Source organism: Pararhizobium capsulatum DSM 1112, assembly GCF_030814475.1.
Taxonomy (GTDB): domain Bacteria; phylum Pseudomonadota; class Alphaproteobacteria; order Rhizobiales; family Rhizobiaceae; genus Pararhizobium; species Pararhizobium capsulatum.
Map to the genome: position 1 here is coordinate 1,262,345 of NZ_JAUSVF010000001.1, position 16,338 is coordinate 1,278,682.

The 16,338-nt window shown below is 61.7% G+C and carries 14 protein-coding genes and 1 pseudogene; 8 read left to right on the top strand and 7 right to left on the bottom strand.

Going from position 1 to position 16,338, the window contains the following annotated elements:
* Positions 1 to 46: 46 nt before the first annotated feature.
* A pseudogene (locus QO002_RS06030) lies at positions 47 to 1,171 on the top strand (IS5 family transposase).
* A 162-nt stretch (positions 1,172 to 1,333) separates the two neighbouring features.
* Here the strand turns inward: QO002_RS06030 and bhcR are convergent.
* Complete coding sequence (gene bhcR / locus QO002_RS06035) at positions 1,334 to 2,164, bottom strand: HTH-type transcriptional regulator BhcR (protein WP_307227654.1); 831 nt, start codon at positions 2,162 to 2,164, stop codon at positions 1,334 to 1,336.
* A gap of 171 nt (positions 2,165 to 2,335) precedes the next feature.
* Here bhcR and gcl point away from each other — a divergent pair, with 171 nt between their 5' ends.
* The 4 genes from gcl (at position 2,336) to QO002_RS06055 (ending at position 7,280) form a co-directional block, all read left to right on the top strand.
* Positions 2,336 to 4,120, top strand: coding sequence for a glyoxylate carboligase (gene gcl / locus QO002_RS06040; protein ID WP_307227656.1), 1,785 nt, complete (start codon positions 2,336 to 2,338; stop codon positions 4,118 to 4,120).
* 123 nt (positions 4,121 to 4,243) lie between these two features.
* A complete protein-coding gene (hyi, locus tag QO002_RS06045) occupies positions 4,244 to 5,059 on the top strand; it encodes a hydroxypyruvate isomerase (RefSeq protein WP_307227657.1) in 816 nt (271 codons plus the stop codon).
* Positions 5,060 to 5,063: 4 nt separating this feature from the next.
* The gene (locus tag QO002_RS06050; protein WP_307227660.1) at positions 5,064 to 5,948 is read left to right on the top strand and encodes a 2-hydroxy-3-oxopropionate reductase; all 885 of its coding nucleotides are present in this window, start codon (positions 5,064 to 5,066) and stop codon (positions 5,946 to 5,948) included.
* 63 nt (positions 5,949 to 6,011) lie between these two features.
* Positions 6,012 to 7,280, top strand: coding sequence for a glycerate kinase type-2 family protein (locus tag QO002_RS06055; protein ID WP_307227661.1), 1,269 nt, complete (start codon positions 6,012 to 6,014; stop codon positions 7,278 to 7,280).
* A gap of 103 nt (positions 7,281 to 7,383) precedes the next feature.
* On the opposite strand, the gene QO002_RS06060 is transcribed toward QO002_RS06055, so the two are convergent.
* Together QO002_RS06060 and alr are read right to left on the bottom strand one after the other, a co-directional pair.
* Complete coding sequence (locus QO002_RS06060; protein ID WP_307227664.1) at positions 7,384 to 8,634, bottom strand: D-amino acid dehydrogenase; 1,251 nt, start codon at positions 8,632 to 8,634, stop codon at positions 7,384 to 7,386.
* Positions 8,635 to 8,705: 71 nt separating this feature from the next.
* Complete coding sequence (alr, locus tag QO002_RS06065) at positions 8,706 to 9,836, bottom strand: alanine racemase (RefSeq protein WP_307227666.1); 1,131 nt, start codon at positions 9,834 to 9,836, stop codon at positions 8,706 to 8,708.
* Positions 9,837 to 9,967: 131 nt separating this feature from the next.
* On the opposite strand from alr, the gene QO002_RS06070 reads away from it, so the two are divergent.
* Positions 9,968 to 10,432 carry an Lrp/AsnC family transcriptional regulator gene (locus QO002_RS06070; protein ID WP_307227668.1) on the top strand — a complete coding sequence of 155 codons (465 nt, stop codon included), beginning with the start codon at positions 9,968 to 9,970 and terminating at the stop codon, positions 10,430 to 10,432.
* Positions 10,433 to 10,472: 40 nt separating this feature from the next.
* On the opposite strand, the gene aptA is transcribed toward QO002_RS06070, so the two are convergent.
* Positions 10,473 to 11,804, bottom strand: coding sequence for an omega-aminotransferase AptA (gene aptA, locus QO002_RS06075; protein WP_307227670.1), 1,332 nt, complete (start codon positions 11,802 to 11,804; stop codon positions 10,473 to 10,475).
* 142 nt (positions 11,805 to 11,946) lie between these two features.
* On the opposite strand from aptA, the gene QO002_RS06080 reads away from it, so the two are divergent.
* Positions 11,947 to 12,495: a cupin domain-containing protein gene (locus tag QO002_RS06080; RefSeq protein WP_307227672.1), complete on the top strand. Its 549-nt coding sequence runs from the start codon at positions 11,947 to 11,949 to the stop codon at positions 12,493 to 12,495.
* A gap of 63 nt (positions 12,496 to 12,558) precedes the next feature.
* On the opposite strand, the gene QO002_RS06085 is transcribed toward QO002_RS06080, so the two are convergent.
* Both QO002_RS06085 and QO002_RS06090 read right to left on the bottom strand, forming a co-directional pair.
* Complete coding sequence (locus QO002_RS06085) at positions 12,559 to 13,272, bottom strand: RraA family protein (RefSeq protein WP_307227674.1); 714 nt, start codon at positions 13,270 to 13,272, stop codon at positions 12,559 to 12,561.
* A gap of 4 nt (positions 13,273 to 13,276) precedes the next feature.
* The gene (locus QO002_RS06090) at positions 13,277 to 14,263 is read right to left on the bottom strand and encodes a hydroxyacid dehydrogenase (protein WP_307227677.1); all 987 of its coding nucleotides are present in this window, start codon (positions 14,261 to 14,263) and stop codon (positions 13,277 to 13,279) included.
* 95 nt (positions 14,264 to 14,358) lie between these two features.
* Here QO002_RS06090 and QO002_RS06095 point away from each other — a divergent pair, with 95 nt between their 5' ends.
* The gene (locus tag QO002_RS06095; protein ID WP_307227680.1) at positions 14,359 to 15,276 is read left to right on the top strand and encodes a LysR family transcriptional regulator; all 918 of its coding nucleotides are present in this window, start codon (positions 14,359 to 14,361) and stop codon (positions 15,274 to 15,276) included.
* On the opposite strand, the gene QO002_RS06100 is transcribed toward QO002_RS06095, so the two are convergent.
* Positions 15,277 to 16,167, bottom strand: a complete 891-nt coding sequence (locus tag QO002_RS06100; protein WP_307227682.1) for a LysR family transcriptional regulator — start codon at positions 16,165 to 16,167, stop codon at positions 15,277 to 15,279. It lies immediately after the preceding gene.
* Positions 16,168 to 16,338: the final 171 nt, after the last annotated feature.

Consider the following 16,338-nt stretch of genomic DNA (forward strand, 5'->3'; position numbering starts at 1 on the left):
ACTGCCGTGATTGCATGCCCGAGTGATTGGCCGGCAGGAGCAGGACATGCGGGGCAGTGATATCCAGACGGCGGGTCTGTTTTCTTATGTGAGCTGCGAAGCACGCGTTCCGACAAGCCATCCGCTGCGGGCAATCCGCGCGATTGTCGACGAGGCACTGGAAGTTCTGTCGCCTGATTTCGAGGCGATGTATTCAGCGATCGGCCGCCCGTCGATCCCGCCGGAGAAGCTTCTGCGCGCCCTGTTGTTGCAGGCTTTCTACACGATCCGCTCGGAGCGCCAGCTCATGGAGCAGATGGACTACAATCTGTTGTTCCGATAGTTCGTCGGCTTGTCGATGGACGCGCCGATCTGGGACGTCACCGTGTTCACCAAGAACCGTGAGCGGCTCCTGGCTGGCGACATCGCCGCCAAGTTCCTGGCCGCATTGCTGAGCCAGCCGCGAGTTAAGGCTCTCTTGTCAGACGAGCACTTCTCGGTGGACGGCACCTTGATCGAAGCCTGGGCCAGCATGAAGAGCTTCAAGCCCAAGGACGAGACTGATGGTGACGGTGATGACAACAACGGCTCCGGCGCTGACGCGAACAAGCCCGCAAAGGCTACGGCACGCAACCCTGAGCGGGATTTCCACGGCGAGAAGCGCAGCAACGCAACTCACGCGTCGACCACCGACCCGGATGCCAGGCTTTACAAGAAGGCCCGTGGGCAGGCGGCCAAGCTTTGCCACATGGGCCACGTCACCCTGGAAAACCGCAACGGGCTGGTTGTCGACGCCACGCTGACCCATGCGACAGGAACCGCAGAGCGCGAGGCTGCACTGGATATGGTGGGCCGCATGGATGGTCGTCATCGCATCACATTGGCTGCAGACAAAGCCTACGATACGGCAGACTTCGTTGCCGCCTTGCGGGATATCAAGGTGACGCCACACGTTGCTCAGAACACGGCGAACCGACGCTCAGCCATCGATGGTCGTACCACCCATCACCCCGGCTACGCTGTCAGTCAGCGCATCCGAAAACGCATCGAAGAGGTATTCGGCTGGGCCAAGACCAGCGGCGGAATGCGCAAGACCCGCCATCGCGGAAAGGATCGCGTCGGTTGGATGTTCACCCTGACAGCGACGGCTTATAATCTGGTGAGGCTGCCAAAGCTGCTGACGACGGCATAATCGCGCCCGCAATCCGCCGAGACAGGGCGGATGACGACAAAAGGACCGAAAAGGCCGCTGAAAAAGCCTCATCCCCGCTCGTCTTCGAACCGTCTAGCGAGGATCGGTAGAAAAATTAGCGCTATTTCCGCAACCTGCTAAGAGTTGGTCGCGCGGCGGGGCTTATCCTGCCGCGCCGACATTTTGTATCCGCCCGCCCATGGCCTTGGTCAAGTCCTCTGCCGCCGCTCTCACCAAGGGACCCACCTCATCGATCTTGCCGTCGGGCATGCGAACCGCCGGGCCGGAAACGGAAATGCCGGCAACCGCCTCGCCATATTCATCGAAGATGGGCGCCGCCACGCAGCGCATGCCGAGCGTGTGTTCCTCGTCGTCTATCGACCAGCCACGGGTGCGGATGCTTGCGATATCCGCCAGCAGCTTCGGCAGGCTGTCGCAGGTCTTGTCGGTAAAATGCTGCAGCGTGCGGCCGGCAAGCAGTCGTTCGATCTCGCCGTCGTCCCAGGTTGCGAGGATCGCCTTGCCGATGCCGGAGGCGTGGATCGGGCCGCGCCGGCCGGGCCGGAAGAAGGCGCGCATCGGCGCATGGCTCTCGACCTGCGAGATGAACACGACGTCGCCCTGTTCCTCGATGCCGATATTGGCGGTCTCGCCGCAGCTTTCCATGAGGTTCTTCAGGAACGGCCGGCTGATCGTGCCGAGCTTGCGGAAGCGCAGGAAGGCATTGCCGATTTCGAAGGCCTTGAGGCCGATCGTCCAGGCGCCGGTCTCCGTGTCGTGATCGACCATGCCGTGATTGGCAAGCGAGGTCAGCAGCCGGTGCACCGTCGAGGAGGCAAGGCCCGTCCGGTCGGACAGGGATGAGAGGGTGGCGCCATCCGCCTCCGCGACGGCTGCAAGCAGCGTGAGGCTCCTGTCCAGCACCTGCACCGATGAAGGAGCGGCGTTCTCGCCGGCTTTTCGTCCCGGCCTGCCGCGTCCTTTTTGTTCCATCTGGTGCTCCTGTTCCTGCTTCGGTGCCGCGATCATCCTCGAATACACCGTCGTCGATTTCCACGAAATTCTTGAAAGTCTCTATTTCCACATCGTGGGAAATAATTCCATATTTTTATTGATGCGATCCGCGGATGGATTATCGTCTCCTGGAAATCGGAGGAACATCCCATGGCAAAAATGCGAGCTGTCGATGCAGCGGTTCTGGTGCTGGAGAAGGAAGGCGTCGATTGCGCCTTCGGGGTGCCGGGCGCCGCCATCAATCCCTTTTACTCGGCCCTGAAGACACGCGGTTCCGTGCGCCACATTCTGGCACGCCATGTCGAGGGTGCGTCCCACATGGCCGAAGGGTATACCAGAGCCGAGGCCGGCAATATCGGCGTCTGCATCGGCACCTCAGGCCCGGCCGGTACCGACATGATCACCGGCCTCTATTCGGCCTCGGCCGATTCGATCCCGATCCTCTGCATCACCGGCCAGGCGCCGCGTGCCCGGCTGGACAAGGAGGATTTCCAGGCCGTCGATATTTCGAAGATCGCGGCTCCCGTCACCAAATGGGCGGTCACCGTCATGGAACCGGCGCTCGTGCCTTTTGTCTTCCAGAAGGCGTTCCACCTGATGCGTTCAGGCCGTCCGGGCCCGGTGCTGGTCGACCTGCCGATCGACGTCCAGCTCGCCGAGATCGAATTCGATATCGAGACCTACGCGCCGCTCGCCCCTTACAAGCCTGAAGCGACCCGCGCACAGGCCGAAAAGGCGATCGCCATGCTGAACGCGGCGGAACGCCCGCTGATCGTTGCCGGCGGCGGCATCATCAATGCCGATGCGTCCGATCTCCTGGTCGAGTTCGCGGAGATCACCGGCATCCCCGTCATCCCCACCCTGATGGGCTGGGGCACGATCCCGGACGATCATCCACTGATGGCCGGCATGTGCGGCCTGCAGACCTCGCATCGTTACGGCAACGCGACGCTGCTTGCTTCCGATTTCGTGCTCGGTGTCGGCAACCGCTGGGCAAACCGCCATACCGGCAATATCCCGACCTATACGGAAGGCCGCACCTTCGTTCACGTCGATATCGAACCGACCCAGATCGGCCGCGTGTTCGCACCCGATTTCGGCATCGTATCCGATGCCGGTGCCGCGCTGAAACTGTTCCTTGATGTGGCGACCGAATGGAAATCGGCGGGCAAGCTGCGCGACTGGTCGGCCTGGGCGCAGGAGTGCCAGGATCGCAAGCGCACCATGCTACGCAAGACCCATTTCGACCAGACGCCACTGAAGCCGCAGCGGGTCTATGAGGAGATGAACCGGGCCTTCGGCCGCGACACCTGCTATGTCTCGACCATCGGTCTCAGCCAGATCGCCGGCGCGCAGTTCCTGCACGTCTACAAGCCGCGCAACTGGATCAACTGCGGCCAGGCCGGCCCGCTCGGCTGGACGCTGCCGGCAGCACTCGGCGTGCGTGCCGCCGATCCAGATCGGCCGATCGTCGCGCTTTCCGGCGATTACGACTTCCAGTTCATGATCGAGGAACTGGCGGTCGGGGCACAGCACAAGCTGCCATACCTGCATGTGGTCGTGAACAACTCCTATCTCGGTCTCATCCGTCAGGCGCAGCGCGGCTTCAACATGGATTTCGAGGTGAGCCTCGCCTTCGACAACATCAATGCGTCTGATGATGCGGAACAGGGTTACGGCGTCGATCATGTCGCGGTTGCCGAAGGTCTCGGCTGCAAGGCGATCCGGGTGCGCAGTCCCAACGAATTCCAGGAGGCTTTCGAGAAGGCGCGCGCGCTGATGGCGGAACATCAGGTTCCCGTCGTCATCGAGTTCATCCTGGAGCGCGTGACCAACATCGCCATGGGCGCCGATATCAACGCCGTGGTCGAGTTCGAGGACCTTGCCGCGCGCGGCGAGGATGCCCCGACGGCAACGCTTGCGCTGCTCGACTAGAGTTTGTCAGGCAAAAGCGGGAACCGGTTTTCCCGAAAAGACAAACGAAAACAAAAGAATCCACAGAATGTCTGGTTCAATCCGAACCAAACATCCCCTGATCGCCACCAAGGAGGATTTCCCATGCCGAAATTTGCGGCGAACCTGACAATGCTTTTCAACGAGGTGCCGTTCCTCGATCGCTTCGCAGCTGCTGCCGAAGCCGGTTTCGAAGGGGTGGAATATCTCTTCCCCTACGATTTCGACGCCGAGGCACTGCGCGCGGCCCTCGACATCAACGGCCTGACGCAGGTGCTGCACAACCTGCCGGCCGGCAACTGGGCGAGCGGCGAGCGCGGCATCGCCATCCTGCCGGATCGCATCGATGAGTTTCGCCGCGGCGTCGCCTCGGCCGTCGATTATGCGACGGCGCTCGGTTGCACACAGGTCAACTGCCTGTCCGGCATCGCGCCGGTCGGTGTCGCCGATGCGGTGCTGCGCAACACCTTCGTTGCCAACCTGAAGCTGGCCGCCGATGAACTCGGCAAGCACGGCATCCGCCTGCTGATAGAGCCGATCAACCGTTTCGACATTCCCGGTTTCTACCTCAACACGGTGGAGCAGGCGGCATCGATCATCAGGGATGTCGGCAGCGACAACCTGTTCATCCAGTACGACCTCTACCACCAGCAACGCACCGAGGGCGAACTGATCGGCACGTTCAAGACGCACCAGGCCAGGATCGCCCATGTGCAGCTGGCCGACAATCCCGGTCGCAACGAGCCGGGCACCGGCGAAATCGCCTATCCCTTGGTCTTCGGAGCGCTGGGTGCGCTGGGCTATGACGGCTGGATCGGCTGCGAATACAAGCCGCGCACGACGACGGCGGAAGGCCTCGGCTGGTTTGCCGAAGCAAGCCGCGCGCCGAAGAGCGCAGACATCATCAAGATCAGGAGCTGAGACTATGGGAACAATCGGTTTTATAGGACTGGGTATCATGGGCACGCCGATGGCGCGCCACCTGCAGGAGGCCGGCCATATTGTCGTCACCTCGAAATTCGCCATCCCGCCGCGCCAGGAACTGGTCGATGGCGGCCTCAAGATCGTCGAGACCCCCAAGGCGCTTGCCGAGGTTGTCGACACGATCATCCTGATGCTGCCGGATACGCCCGAGGTGAAGGACGTCCTGTTCGGCGAAAACGGCGTCGCCCATGGCCTTGGCAAGGGCAAGCTGGTCATCGACATGAGCTCGATCTCGCCGATCGAGACCAAGGAATTCGCAAAGAAGGTGCGCGAAACCGGCGCGGAATATGTCGACGCCCCGGTTTCCGGCGGCGAAGTCGGCGCCCGTAACGCCTCCCTGTCGATCATGTGCGGCGGTTCCCAGGAAAGCTTCGATCGTGCCCTGCCTCTGCTCCAGCTGATGGGCAAGAACATCACGCTGGTCGGCGATTGCGGCGACGGACAGGTCACGAAGGTCGCAAACCAGATCATCGTCGCGTTGACGATCGAGGCGGTATCGGAAGCCCTGGTGTTCGCCTCCAAGGCAGGCGCCGATCCGGCCCGTGTCCGCGAGGCGCTGATGGGTGGCTTCGCCTCGTCGCGCATCCTTGAGGTCCACGGTGATCGCATGATCAAGCGCACCTTCGATCCGGGCTTCCGGATTTCGCTGCACCAGAAGGACCTGAACCTTGCACTGCAGGGAGCAAAGGCGCTGGGCGTCTCGCTGCCCAACACGGCCGCGACCCAGGAACTGTTCAACAGCTGCACTGCCCACGGCGATGCCGGGCTCGACCATTCGGGCCTCGTCACAGCCCTGGAGCGCATGGCCAATCACGCCGTCGCATAAAGGGAGGGCCGGGTGGTCGGAGGAGGAGCCGACCACCCGGCACAGGTTCAGGAGGAGAAGGCAATGCCGCAGATCGTCAACCCCAAGGCTTTTCTTGAAACCCTGTTTTATGCGGCGGTCGCGGCGGCCGATCCGGCAAAGGTGCTTGCCGCCAACCTGCCGGCCCCTCCGAAGGGGCGCACGGTGGTCATCGGCGCCGGCAAGGGTGCCGCCCAGATGGCGCAGGCCTTCGAAAAGCTTTGGGATGGCCCGCTCGAAGGCGTCGTCGTGACCCGCTACGGCTACGGCGCGCCCTGCGAGCGCATCGAGGTGCTGGAGGCCTCGCACCCGCTTCCCGACGAAAACGGACTGAACGCCTCGCGCCGCCTGCTGGATGCCGTCAGTGGTCTTGGCCCGGATGATCTTGTCGTCGCTTTGATCTGCGGTGGCGGCTCGGCGCTTCTGCCTCTGCCGGCGGAGGGCCTGACGCTTGAGGACGAAATCGCGGTTAATCGCGCGCTTCTTGCTTCGGGTGCGCCGATCAGTGCGATGAATGCCATCCGCAAGCAGATTTCGCAGATCAAGGGCGGCCGCCTTGCCGCAGCCGCCCATCCGGCCAAGGTGGTGTCCCTCGTCGTCTCGGATATTCCCGGTGACGATCCCGCTCTGGTGGCCTCCGGGCCGACCATCGCGGATGCAAGCAGCCGCGCCGATGCATTGAAGATTGTCGAGCGCTACCGGCTGGACCTGCCAACCCGTGTGTGTACGCTTCTGTCGGAAGCAACCTCATTGCCACCCACTCCCGAAGACATTCGCTTCGCACGAAACGAAGTCCGCCTCGTTGCGTCTGCCGCGGTATCCCTCGATGCTGCGGCGGAATTGGCGCAGCGGGCGGGTATCGGCGCGGTCGTGCTGTCGGACGCGATCGAAGGGGAGGCGGCGGAGGTTGGCCGTGTTCATGCGGCGATTGCCCGCGAAGTCGTGGCGCGTAACCGGCCTTTCAGGAAACCTGTGGTCATCCTCTCCGGCGGCGAAACCACCGTGACCTTGCGCGGCAAGGGCAGGGGCGGCCGCAACAGCGAATTCCTGCTGTCACTCTCCATGGCTATCGATGGTGCGGGAAACATCACAGCACTTGCCGCCGATACTGATGGCATCGACGGCTCTGAAGACAATGCCGGCGCCTTCGCCGATGGCCGCACCATCGCACGGCTCTCGGCGCTGGGGCACGACGCCGCCTCGCTGCTTAACGCCAATGACAGCTGGTCGGCCTTTTCCGTGCTTGGCGACCTCTTCCGTCCCGGCCCAACGGGCACGAATGTCAACGATTTCCGGGCCATCCTGATCGCCTGATCGGCCGGTTGCGCAACCGGCTCTCCGTCTCGACGAACCGGTTTCCCGGCATCCAGCACGGGAGATGTGTGCCATGGCAATGGCTTATCGGAAGGAAGGTGCTTCAAGCGTAGCGGGCAATAGCCAGATCCGTTGCATCGATGTCCGGTTTGCGGCCGCTCACGAGGTCGTTGATGACCCGTGCCGAGCCCGTGCTCATCGTCCATCCGAGCGTGCCGTGCCCGGTGTTGAGGAACAGGCCACCAATCTTCGTCGGGCCGATGACAGGCGTGCCATCCGGCGTCATCGGTCGCAGGCCCGACCAGAAGGTTGCCTTGGCGATATCGCCACCCGGGAAAAGGTCCGTGACGGAATGTTCGAGCGTGCGCCGACGTGCCTGGCCGAGATCATTGGTGTAGCCGGAAATCTCGGCCATGCCGCCGACGCGGATACGGTCGCCGAGACGCGTGATGGCGATTTTGAAAGTCTCGTCCATGACCGTCGATTCCGGTGCGCGTGATACGTCGGTGATGGGAAGAGTGAGTGAATAACCTTTTACAGGGTAGACCGGCAGCCGGATGCCGAGCGGCTTCAGCAGCAGGGGCGAATAGCTGCCCAGCGCCACCACGATCGCATCCGCCTCGATACGCTCACGATCGGTCACGACAGCTCGGACGCGCCCTCCCATGACATCAAGGCCCTTGATGGATGTACCGTAGACGAATTTGACGCCGAGGGCCGACGCTTTCTCCGCCAGGGCATTGGTGAACTTGAAGCAGTCGCCGGTCTCGTCCTTCGGAGTAAGCAGCCCGCCGACGATCTTCTCGCGCGCATGGGCCAGAGCCGGCTCAACCTTGATGCAGCCATCACGGTCGAGCACCTCGTAAGGGATGCCGTCGGCTGCAAGCGCCTTCACATCCTTGCCCGAGGCATCCAGTTGCTGTTGCGTACGGAAAAGCTGCAGGGTTCCCTGCATGCGCTCGTCATAGGCAATTCTCGTCTCGGATCGCAGTTCAGCCAGAGAAGCGCGGCTATAGTCGGCAAGCTGCAACATTCGGCTCTTGTTGATCGCATAGCGCCTGGAGGTGCAGTTGGAGAGCATCCTCACCATCCAGGACAGCATCGCCGCATCTATCTTCGGACGCAGGATCAGAGGAGCGTGTTCCATGAACAGCCATTTCAATGCCTTCATCGGAATACCGGGTGCAGCCCAGGGTGAGCAGTAGCCGAAGGACACTTCTCCCGCATTGGCGAAGCTGGTTTCCAGCGCCGGCCCCTGCTGCCGGTCCAGCACGATGACCTCGTGGCCGGTCCTGGCAAGCTGATAAGCCGATGTTACGCCGATAATGCCGGCCCCGAGAACGATGACTCTCATAATATCCTCTGGATTCTTTTGTTTTCGTTTGTTTTTCGGGAAAACCGGTTCCCGTTTTCCCCTGGCAAACTCTAGCGATAGCGCCGCGTGTAGCGCTGGCCGAGACTGGTCAGAATTTCATAGGAGATGGTTCCGGCATCTCGGGCCACGTCTTCGAGCGTCTGGTTTCGGCCGATGACCTCGACATGGCTGCCAAGTGCCAGCGTACCCTTCGGCAGGGCCGACATATCGACCGTCATGCTGTCCATGGAGACCCGACCGACGATGGGCAACCGAACGCCCCTGTAGTAGACCGCGCCCCGATTGCTGAGACTGCGGGGAAGGCCATCGGCATATCCGGCGGCCAGGGTGGCAAGGCGCATCTCCTTCTCGGCAATATGCGTGCCGGAGTAGCCGATCCTTGCGCCGGCATGGACTGTGCGTGTTTGAATGACCGCGACGTCGAGGCTGATGACCGGCTCCATCGGTTCCTTCATCTCCGCGGCCGGCTGACCGCCGTAAAGCGCAATCCCCGGGCGCACCAGTACACCATGATAGTCCGCACCGAGGAAGAGGCCTCCGGAGTTTGCAAAGCAGAGATCGATTCCCGGGAATTCGTTGGCGGCACGCGTCATTTCAGCAAGCTGGCTGATGTTCTGGTCGCTGCCGGGATCGTCAGCCGCCGCGAGGTGGCTCATGAGGAACATGATATTGACGTAGCTGGAATTCTTCAGCGCCGCAGCGACCGCAGCTCTTTCTTCCGGCGGCACGCCAAGTCGCGACATGCCGGTGTCGAACTGGAGAGCCGCAGGCAATGTGTGCTTCATCGCGCGGGCGGTGTTCGACCAGCAACGCAACTGATCGATCGAATTCAGAACCGGGATGATGTTGTTGGTCGCGCAGGCGATCTCGGTGCCGGGTAGCAGGCCGCTCAGAACGAAAATCTGTGCGTCGGCTGGCAAGTCCGGACGCAGCAGGAGCGCCTCGGAAAAATGGGCGATGAAGAACTGTCGGCAGCCTTCGGCATAGAGGGCTCTTGATACCGTGGTTGCGCCTAGCCCGTAACCATCGGCCTTGACGACTGCGGAAGCCTTTGCCGGTGATGCCGCCTTAGACAGGCGGCGATAATTGCGTTGCAGGGCGCCCAGATCGATCGTCAGAATTCCGCTGGCGCCTTGCGTGAAATCTGCCTCCCGCGGCATGGCCAGAACGACGTTATTCATGACGGTGCTCCCCAATCGTGTTGCAGGCGACGATATTGAAACAATCGCAGAATTTCCCGTTACAGAGTGATTGATTGTTGCTAATAACCTTCATAATTGGAGTAATCGACGAGAAATTGGAACAATCGATCATGAGCGCACTCGACGCGATAGACCGCAATATCCTGAGGCTTCTCCGGGTCGATGCGCGCATGAGCAATGCGGCAATCGCTGTCGAAGTCGGCCTCTCACCGTCGGCGTGTCTGCGCCGGATAAAACTGATGGAAAATTCAGGCGTCATCCGCGGCTATACCGCGCTTATCGATGCGTCCGGTGCGGATGCTACCATCGCCGTGATCATCAATATCACGCTGGAGCGGCAGACGGAGGAGAACCTGGATCGTTTCGAGGCGGCGGTGCGCAAGCATCCGGAAATCCGGGAATGTTTCCTGATGACGGGAGGATCCGATTACCTGCTGCGCGTGGAAGTCGCCACTGCCGGCGACTTCGAACGTATCCACAAGGAGATACTTTCGACCCTGCCAGGGGTCCTGCGAATTCATTCGAGTTTTTCGATCCGCAATGTCCTTGCGACCCGCGCGAAGGGACGGCGATAAGGAGTAGGCCCGAAGATCATCCGGGCCTACTGCCAAGAGGTCAGGCGGCGCGCTTCAGGGCGTCACCGAGGATCGAGACAATCGTGTCGATCTGCTCACGCTCGATGATGAGCGGCGGCGAAAGGGCGATGATGTCGCCGGTTACCCGGATCAGCAGGCCGTTCTGGAAGCAGTCGACGAACACGTCGTAGGCACGGGTGCCCGGTGCGCCGTCGCGAGGTGCGAGTTCGATTGCGCCGACAAGGCCGAGGTTGCGGATATCGACTACATTCGGCTGGCCCTTCAGCGAATGAAGCGCATCCTGCCAATAGTCGGCGAGCTCGGCAGCACGGGTAAGCAGACCCTCTTCCTGGTAGATTTCCAAGGTTGCGAGACCGGCAGCGCAAGCGACCGGGTGTCCGGAATAGGTATAGCCGTGGAACAGTTCGATGACGTTTTCCGAGCCGACCATCAGGCCGTCATGGACCTTGCGGCTGGCAAAGACGGCGCCCATCGGGATCGCGCCGTTGGTGATGCCCTTGGCAGTGGTGACGAGGTCAGGCACCACGCCGAAATAGTCTACGGCAAAGGGCGTTCCCAGTCGCCCGAAGCCGGTGATGACTTCATCGAAGATCAGCAGGATGCCATGCTTGTCAGCCGTGGCGCGCAGCTTTTCGAGATAGCCCTTGGGCGGAAGAATGACACCGGCGGAACCGGACATCGGCTCGACGATGACGGCGGCAATGGTTTCTGCGCCATGCAGCTGCACCAGACGCTCCAGATCATCCGCGAGTTCCACCCCATGGGCAGGCAGACCCTTGGAGAAGGCGTTCCGCTCGATATCGAGGGTATGGCGCATGTGGTCGGCAGGGATTTGCGGGAAGACGCGGCGATTGTTGACGAGACCGCCGACCGAGATGCCGCCGAAGCCGACCCCATGGTAGCCCTTTTCCCGTCCGATGATCCGTGTGCGCGTACCCTGTCCGATTGCACGCTGATAGGCGATGGCAATTTTCAGCGCCGTGTCGACCGATTCCGATCCCGATCCGGTGAAGAACACCCGGTCCAGCTTGGCCGAAGCACCACCCGGTGCGTTCGCGGCCAGCTTTGCGGCAAAATCGAAGGCGAGCGGATGTCCCATCTGGAAGGTGGGCGCAAAGTCCAAGGTGGCAAGCTGTCGCTCCACGGCCTGGGTGATCCGCTTGCGGCCGTGGCCGGCGTTGCAGCACCAGAGACCCGCGGTACCGTCGAGAACCTTCTTGCCATCAACGTCCGTGTAGAACATCCCCTCGGCGCTGGCCAGCAGACGCGGTGCGCCCTTGAACTGTCGGTTCGCCGTAAACGGCATCCAGAAATTGTCCAGTACCGGAGCGTTTGTCGTCATCTGATCCATATTGCCCTCCTTTGGGTCGAAAGGAGATGGCCGATTTCACTCTGTCAAACAACTCCTTTTCTTTGCACACATAAATGATTGAAATTTAACGTCGTAAGTTGATATGTTTTAGCTATTCTGGACAACATGAACAGGCTTCATCATGTCAGTCGATATCGGCAATCGCCTCCGCTATCTGCGGATTGCGCATAACCTGTCCCAAAGGGAGCTTGCCAAGCGAACCGGCGTGCCCAATTCGACCATATCGCTTATCGAATCGAACGCTTCGAACCCTTCGGTCGGGGCGCTCAAGAGAATTCTGGACGGGATCCCCATCGGGCTGGCCGAGTTCTTCGCCTTCGAGCCTGATCGTCCGCGAAAGGCTTTCTATGCCTCCGAGGAACTGGTGGAAATCGGCAAGGGCGCGATTTCCTACAGGCAGGTGGGGGACAATCTGTTCGGGCGCAGCCTGCAAATTCTCAAGGAGTGTTATCAGCCGGGCGCCGATACGGGAAAGATCCCCCTTGTGCATGACGGAGAAGAAGGCGGGATCGTGCTTTCCGGTCGGCTAGAGGTAACGGTCGAAGACGAACGGCGCATCCTGGGGCCGGGTGATGCCTACTATTTCGAAAGCCGCCGTCCCCATCGTTTCCGTTGTGTCGGCCCGGTGCCGTGCGAAGTGATCAGCGCCTGCACGCCACCGACCTTTTAGGAAGGGGCTTCCCCCCTAGGTTGCCTGCCGATGTCGATCGCAATCATCAGGTGCCCGGTTTGCTCAGACCGGGCATCCTTTTTGTCGCAGCAGGCCATTGAAGCGCTCCCAGTCGGGCTGGCCGGTCCTGTTCTTCTCGTTGATCACGCGCTCGCGCTCGGCATGGGCGCGGCATTTGACCAGCAGCGTCTCTGCATCGGCCGCAGGCACGGAAACCACGCCATCGACATCGCAGAGGATCAGGTCGCCCGGCATCACTGACAGACCGGCGCAGGCGATCGGCACGTTCAGTTCACCCGGACCGTCCTTGCTCGGACCGCGATGGATGTTGCCACGGGCAAAAGCGCCGACGCCGCCTTCCTTCCATTCCGCAACGTCGCGCAGGGCGCCGTCGAGAACGAAGGCGCGGATGCCACGGGCAAGCGCGCTGGTGCGCATCAGGCCGCCGATGACGGCTGTGGACAGATCGCCGCCGCCGTCGATGACGATGATGTCGCCCGGCTCGGCCGTCATGATTGCCAGATGGATCATGAGGTTGTCGCCGGGGCGGATGCGCACGGTCACCGCCGGCCCGCAGATCGTCTCGCTCTGGTCACCGTGATAGGCGATGAGGCCCCGTGCGCCGGTGTGGCGGCCCATGCTGTCGCTGGCGTGTGGAACGGGGACGTTGCGGAAGCCGTCGATCAGGTCCCTGGACAGGGTGGAGACACGCGGGTTGACCGTGAAGCCGGTCGGCCATGCGGCCTTGATGTCATGTGCTGAAACTGGAGTGTTCATCGTCTTACTTTGCTCCGATGGTGCGCCGTTCGAGAACGGCAGGATTGACGAGCAGCCGGCGGTCCACCTTGCCGTCGATCAGCGCATCCAGCACGTTTTGCGCGGCGCTGATGGCGACGTTGTCGAGGGCGGCATCCGTGCTGCCGCCCATATGCGGCGTCATCACGATCGTCGGGATCGACAGGAAGGGGTGGTCCGCGGACAAGGGTTCGTCGGCGAAGGTATCGAGGCCGGCGCCGGCCAGGTGCCCAGCGGAAACCGATTGCGCCAGCGCCATCTCGTCGATCAGCCCGCCCCGGGCGGTGTTGATGAGAATGGCGCTCTTCTTCATCGCCGCGAGCTGGGGTGCGGCAACCATGTTGCGCGTCTCCGGCGTCAGCGGGCAATGCAGCGAGACCAGATCGCTCCGCTCGAGAAGCTCATTCAACGTGTCTACCCAGGTGACGTCGTGAGCGCTGCGGTCGCGGACATGCGGGTCGAAGGCAAGGATGGTCATGCCCATGGCCTTGAGCATCGCCGCAACGCGCTGGCCGATGGCGCCGTAGGCGACGATGCCGACGGTGCGCCCGGAAAGCTGGATGCCAGAGCGGGAGCGATCCCAGTCATTGGCCCGGATCCGGGCATCGAGATGGGAAATCTTGCGAGCGACGGCGAGCGCCAGACCGACGGTGAGTTCGGCCACGGACTGGCCGTTGGCGCCATTGGCGATCAGCACGGGAATGCCGCGCTCGGTAGCACTGTCGAGATCTACATTGTTGTAGCCCACGCCATGGCGGGAAATGACGCGCAGCGCCGGGGCATGCTCGATAAGATCGCGCGACAGGGCAAGCGTGCGGGAAATGACAGCGTCATAGGGTGTGCCGCGCAACGCGTCCGCAAGCTCCGCATCCGTACCCTTGGGCAGGAAGGAGACGGAGCAGCCCGCTCTCTCGAGCAGGGCAACGCCCGGCGCAGCCAGCGTGTTTGCCGTCATCAATACCTTCAGGCCCATCACATCCTCCCATTCACGACTGTGCTTCTATTGACACCGGCCATTACCGCTGGTCAAATTCATAAAATTCCTGAATTGATAGCTGCGAGGAATATATGGAACTGCGGGACCTGCAATATTTCGAGGTCATCGCCACGACGGGCCATATCGGGCGTGCGGCGGAAAAGCTGGGGCGGACGCAGCCGGCCTTGAGCAAATCCGTGCGCCGTATCGAAACCGAGATCGGCACCCGTCTGCTGATGAAGTCGGGCAGGGGCGTGCAGCTGACGACGGCGGGGCGCGTGATGCTGGAGCGGGCGCGCAGCCTGCGTATGTCGGTCGAGCAGAACCTTCGCGAGATGGCGGATATCGCCAAGGGCGCCATCGGCAATATTCGCGTGGGATCCGGCGCAACGACCGCGGAATACCTGCTGCCGCAGGTCTGCAGCCGGTTGCTGACGGAATCGCCCGGTATCCGTTTCGACATCTCCATCGGCATGAATGACGTGCTGCGTGCGATGTTGAACGATGGCAAGGTCGATGTGATCGTCGGGCCACTCGCCAAGGGCGACGAAGAGACCTATACGGTTAATAGCGTAGGCGACGATTTTGTCGTGGTGGCCGCGGCGCGGGGCCATGCCTTGACCCGTGGACCGGTGACCATTGCCGACCTGCAGGATTATGGATGGGTGCTGCCGGCGCGGTCGGTGGTGACGCGGCAATGGATCGATGCGGCCTTTGCGTCACGGGACCTGAGCGAGCCACGTGTCGATATCCAGACCAACAATATCTCGCTGTCGCCGCGCCTGATCGCGCCGACCGATCTTTTGACCTTCATCTCGCGCCGTAATCTCGGCCGCGGCCGCGTCGGTGAACCTCTGGTCGAAATCCGTCTGGCGGAAACGACCATGCAGCGCGAGGTCGCCGTGGTGCATCTGAAGTCGAGCTATGTTTCTCCCGTCGTGGAGCGCTTCATCGCTGTTCTCAAGGACGAGGCCGGCCCTGCGTTTGCGGACGTGCCGGCCAGCGAGTGACTATTCGATCTCGGAGGTTGCTTGGAAGATCCGGTCGACAAGCACCTGGCTTGCCGTCGGGATATAACCGCCCTTGCGGGTGAAGATCCCGAAATGCCGTTCCCACGTGATCTCCGGAAAAGGCAATTCAACGAGGTTCTCTCCGCCATTGGTGCGCGTCAAGTTCTGGCGTGATGTGAAGCTCAGGAGTTCGGTGCGCGCAATCAGCTTCGGCATCAGCGGCAGCGAGCTGATCTCCACCTGTACCTGCGGCGGCGGCAGCGCCAGCCGCTCGAAGGCGCGCTCCAGCCAGACGCGCAGGCCGACGCTCGATTGCGGCAATATCCACTTGAACTGCTTCAACTCATCGAGCGCGACCGCTCGCCCGGCGAGCGGATGGTCGCGGCTCGCGACTATGACCACCTGGTCCTTCATGATCGGCAGGCAATCGAACTCGTCGCTCTCGTAAACGGGACTGATGACGACATCGAGTTCGTCGCGCCGCAGATTGTCCAGCAGGAAATCGGTCATGCCGATCGTCAGCTTCAGCGTCACATCGGGGCGGGTGCGCGTCAGGTTCTGCAGGATATCCGGCATCAGGAACTCGGTGATGGTCGCGACGACGCCTAGCCGCGCATGGCCGCGCGAACCGTTGACGTAGTCATGAATTTCGCGCTGCGTTTCGTCGATCGACTGGATGATGTGCTTGGCGCGGCGGATCAGCACATTGCCGACTGACGTCGGAACGATGAGCCGGCCCTTTCGCTGGAAAAGCTTGGTGCTGGCCTCTTCCTCCATGCGCATGATGCATTTCGTCAACGCCGGCTGAGTGATGTTCATGCGGGCCGAAGCAAGCCTAAGATTGCCGCATTCGCTGATGGCGACAAGGTATCGAAGATCCCGCTCGTTCATTCAATACATTCCCTTTGGTTATCGAATTTGGAATATTATCCATTGGACTTCATCGATAGCTCCGCGATACTCCGACTACAGTGAGATTTCAAGCGAAGAGCCAAGATCGCCGGGGCAGGATGTCCTTGAGGTCGCCTGACGAGGAGTTCGGGCAGGTCTAGCAAGACACTC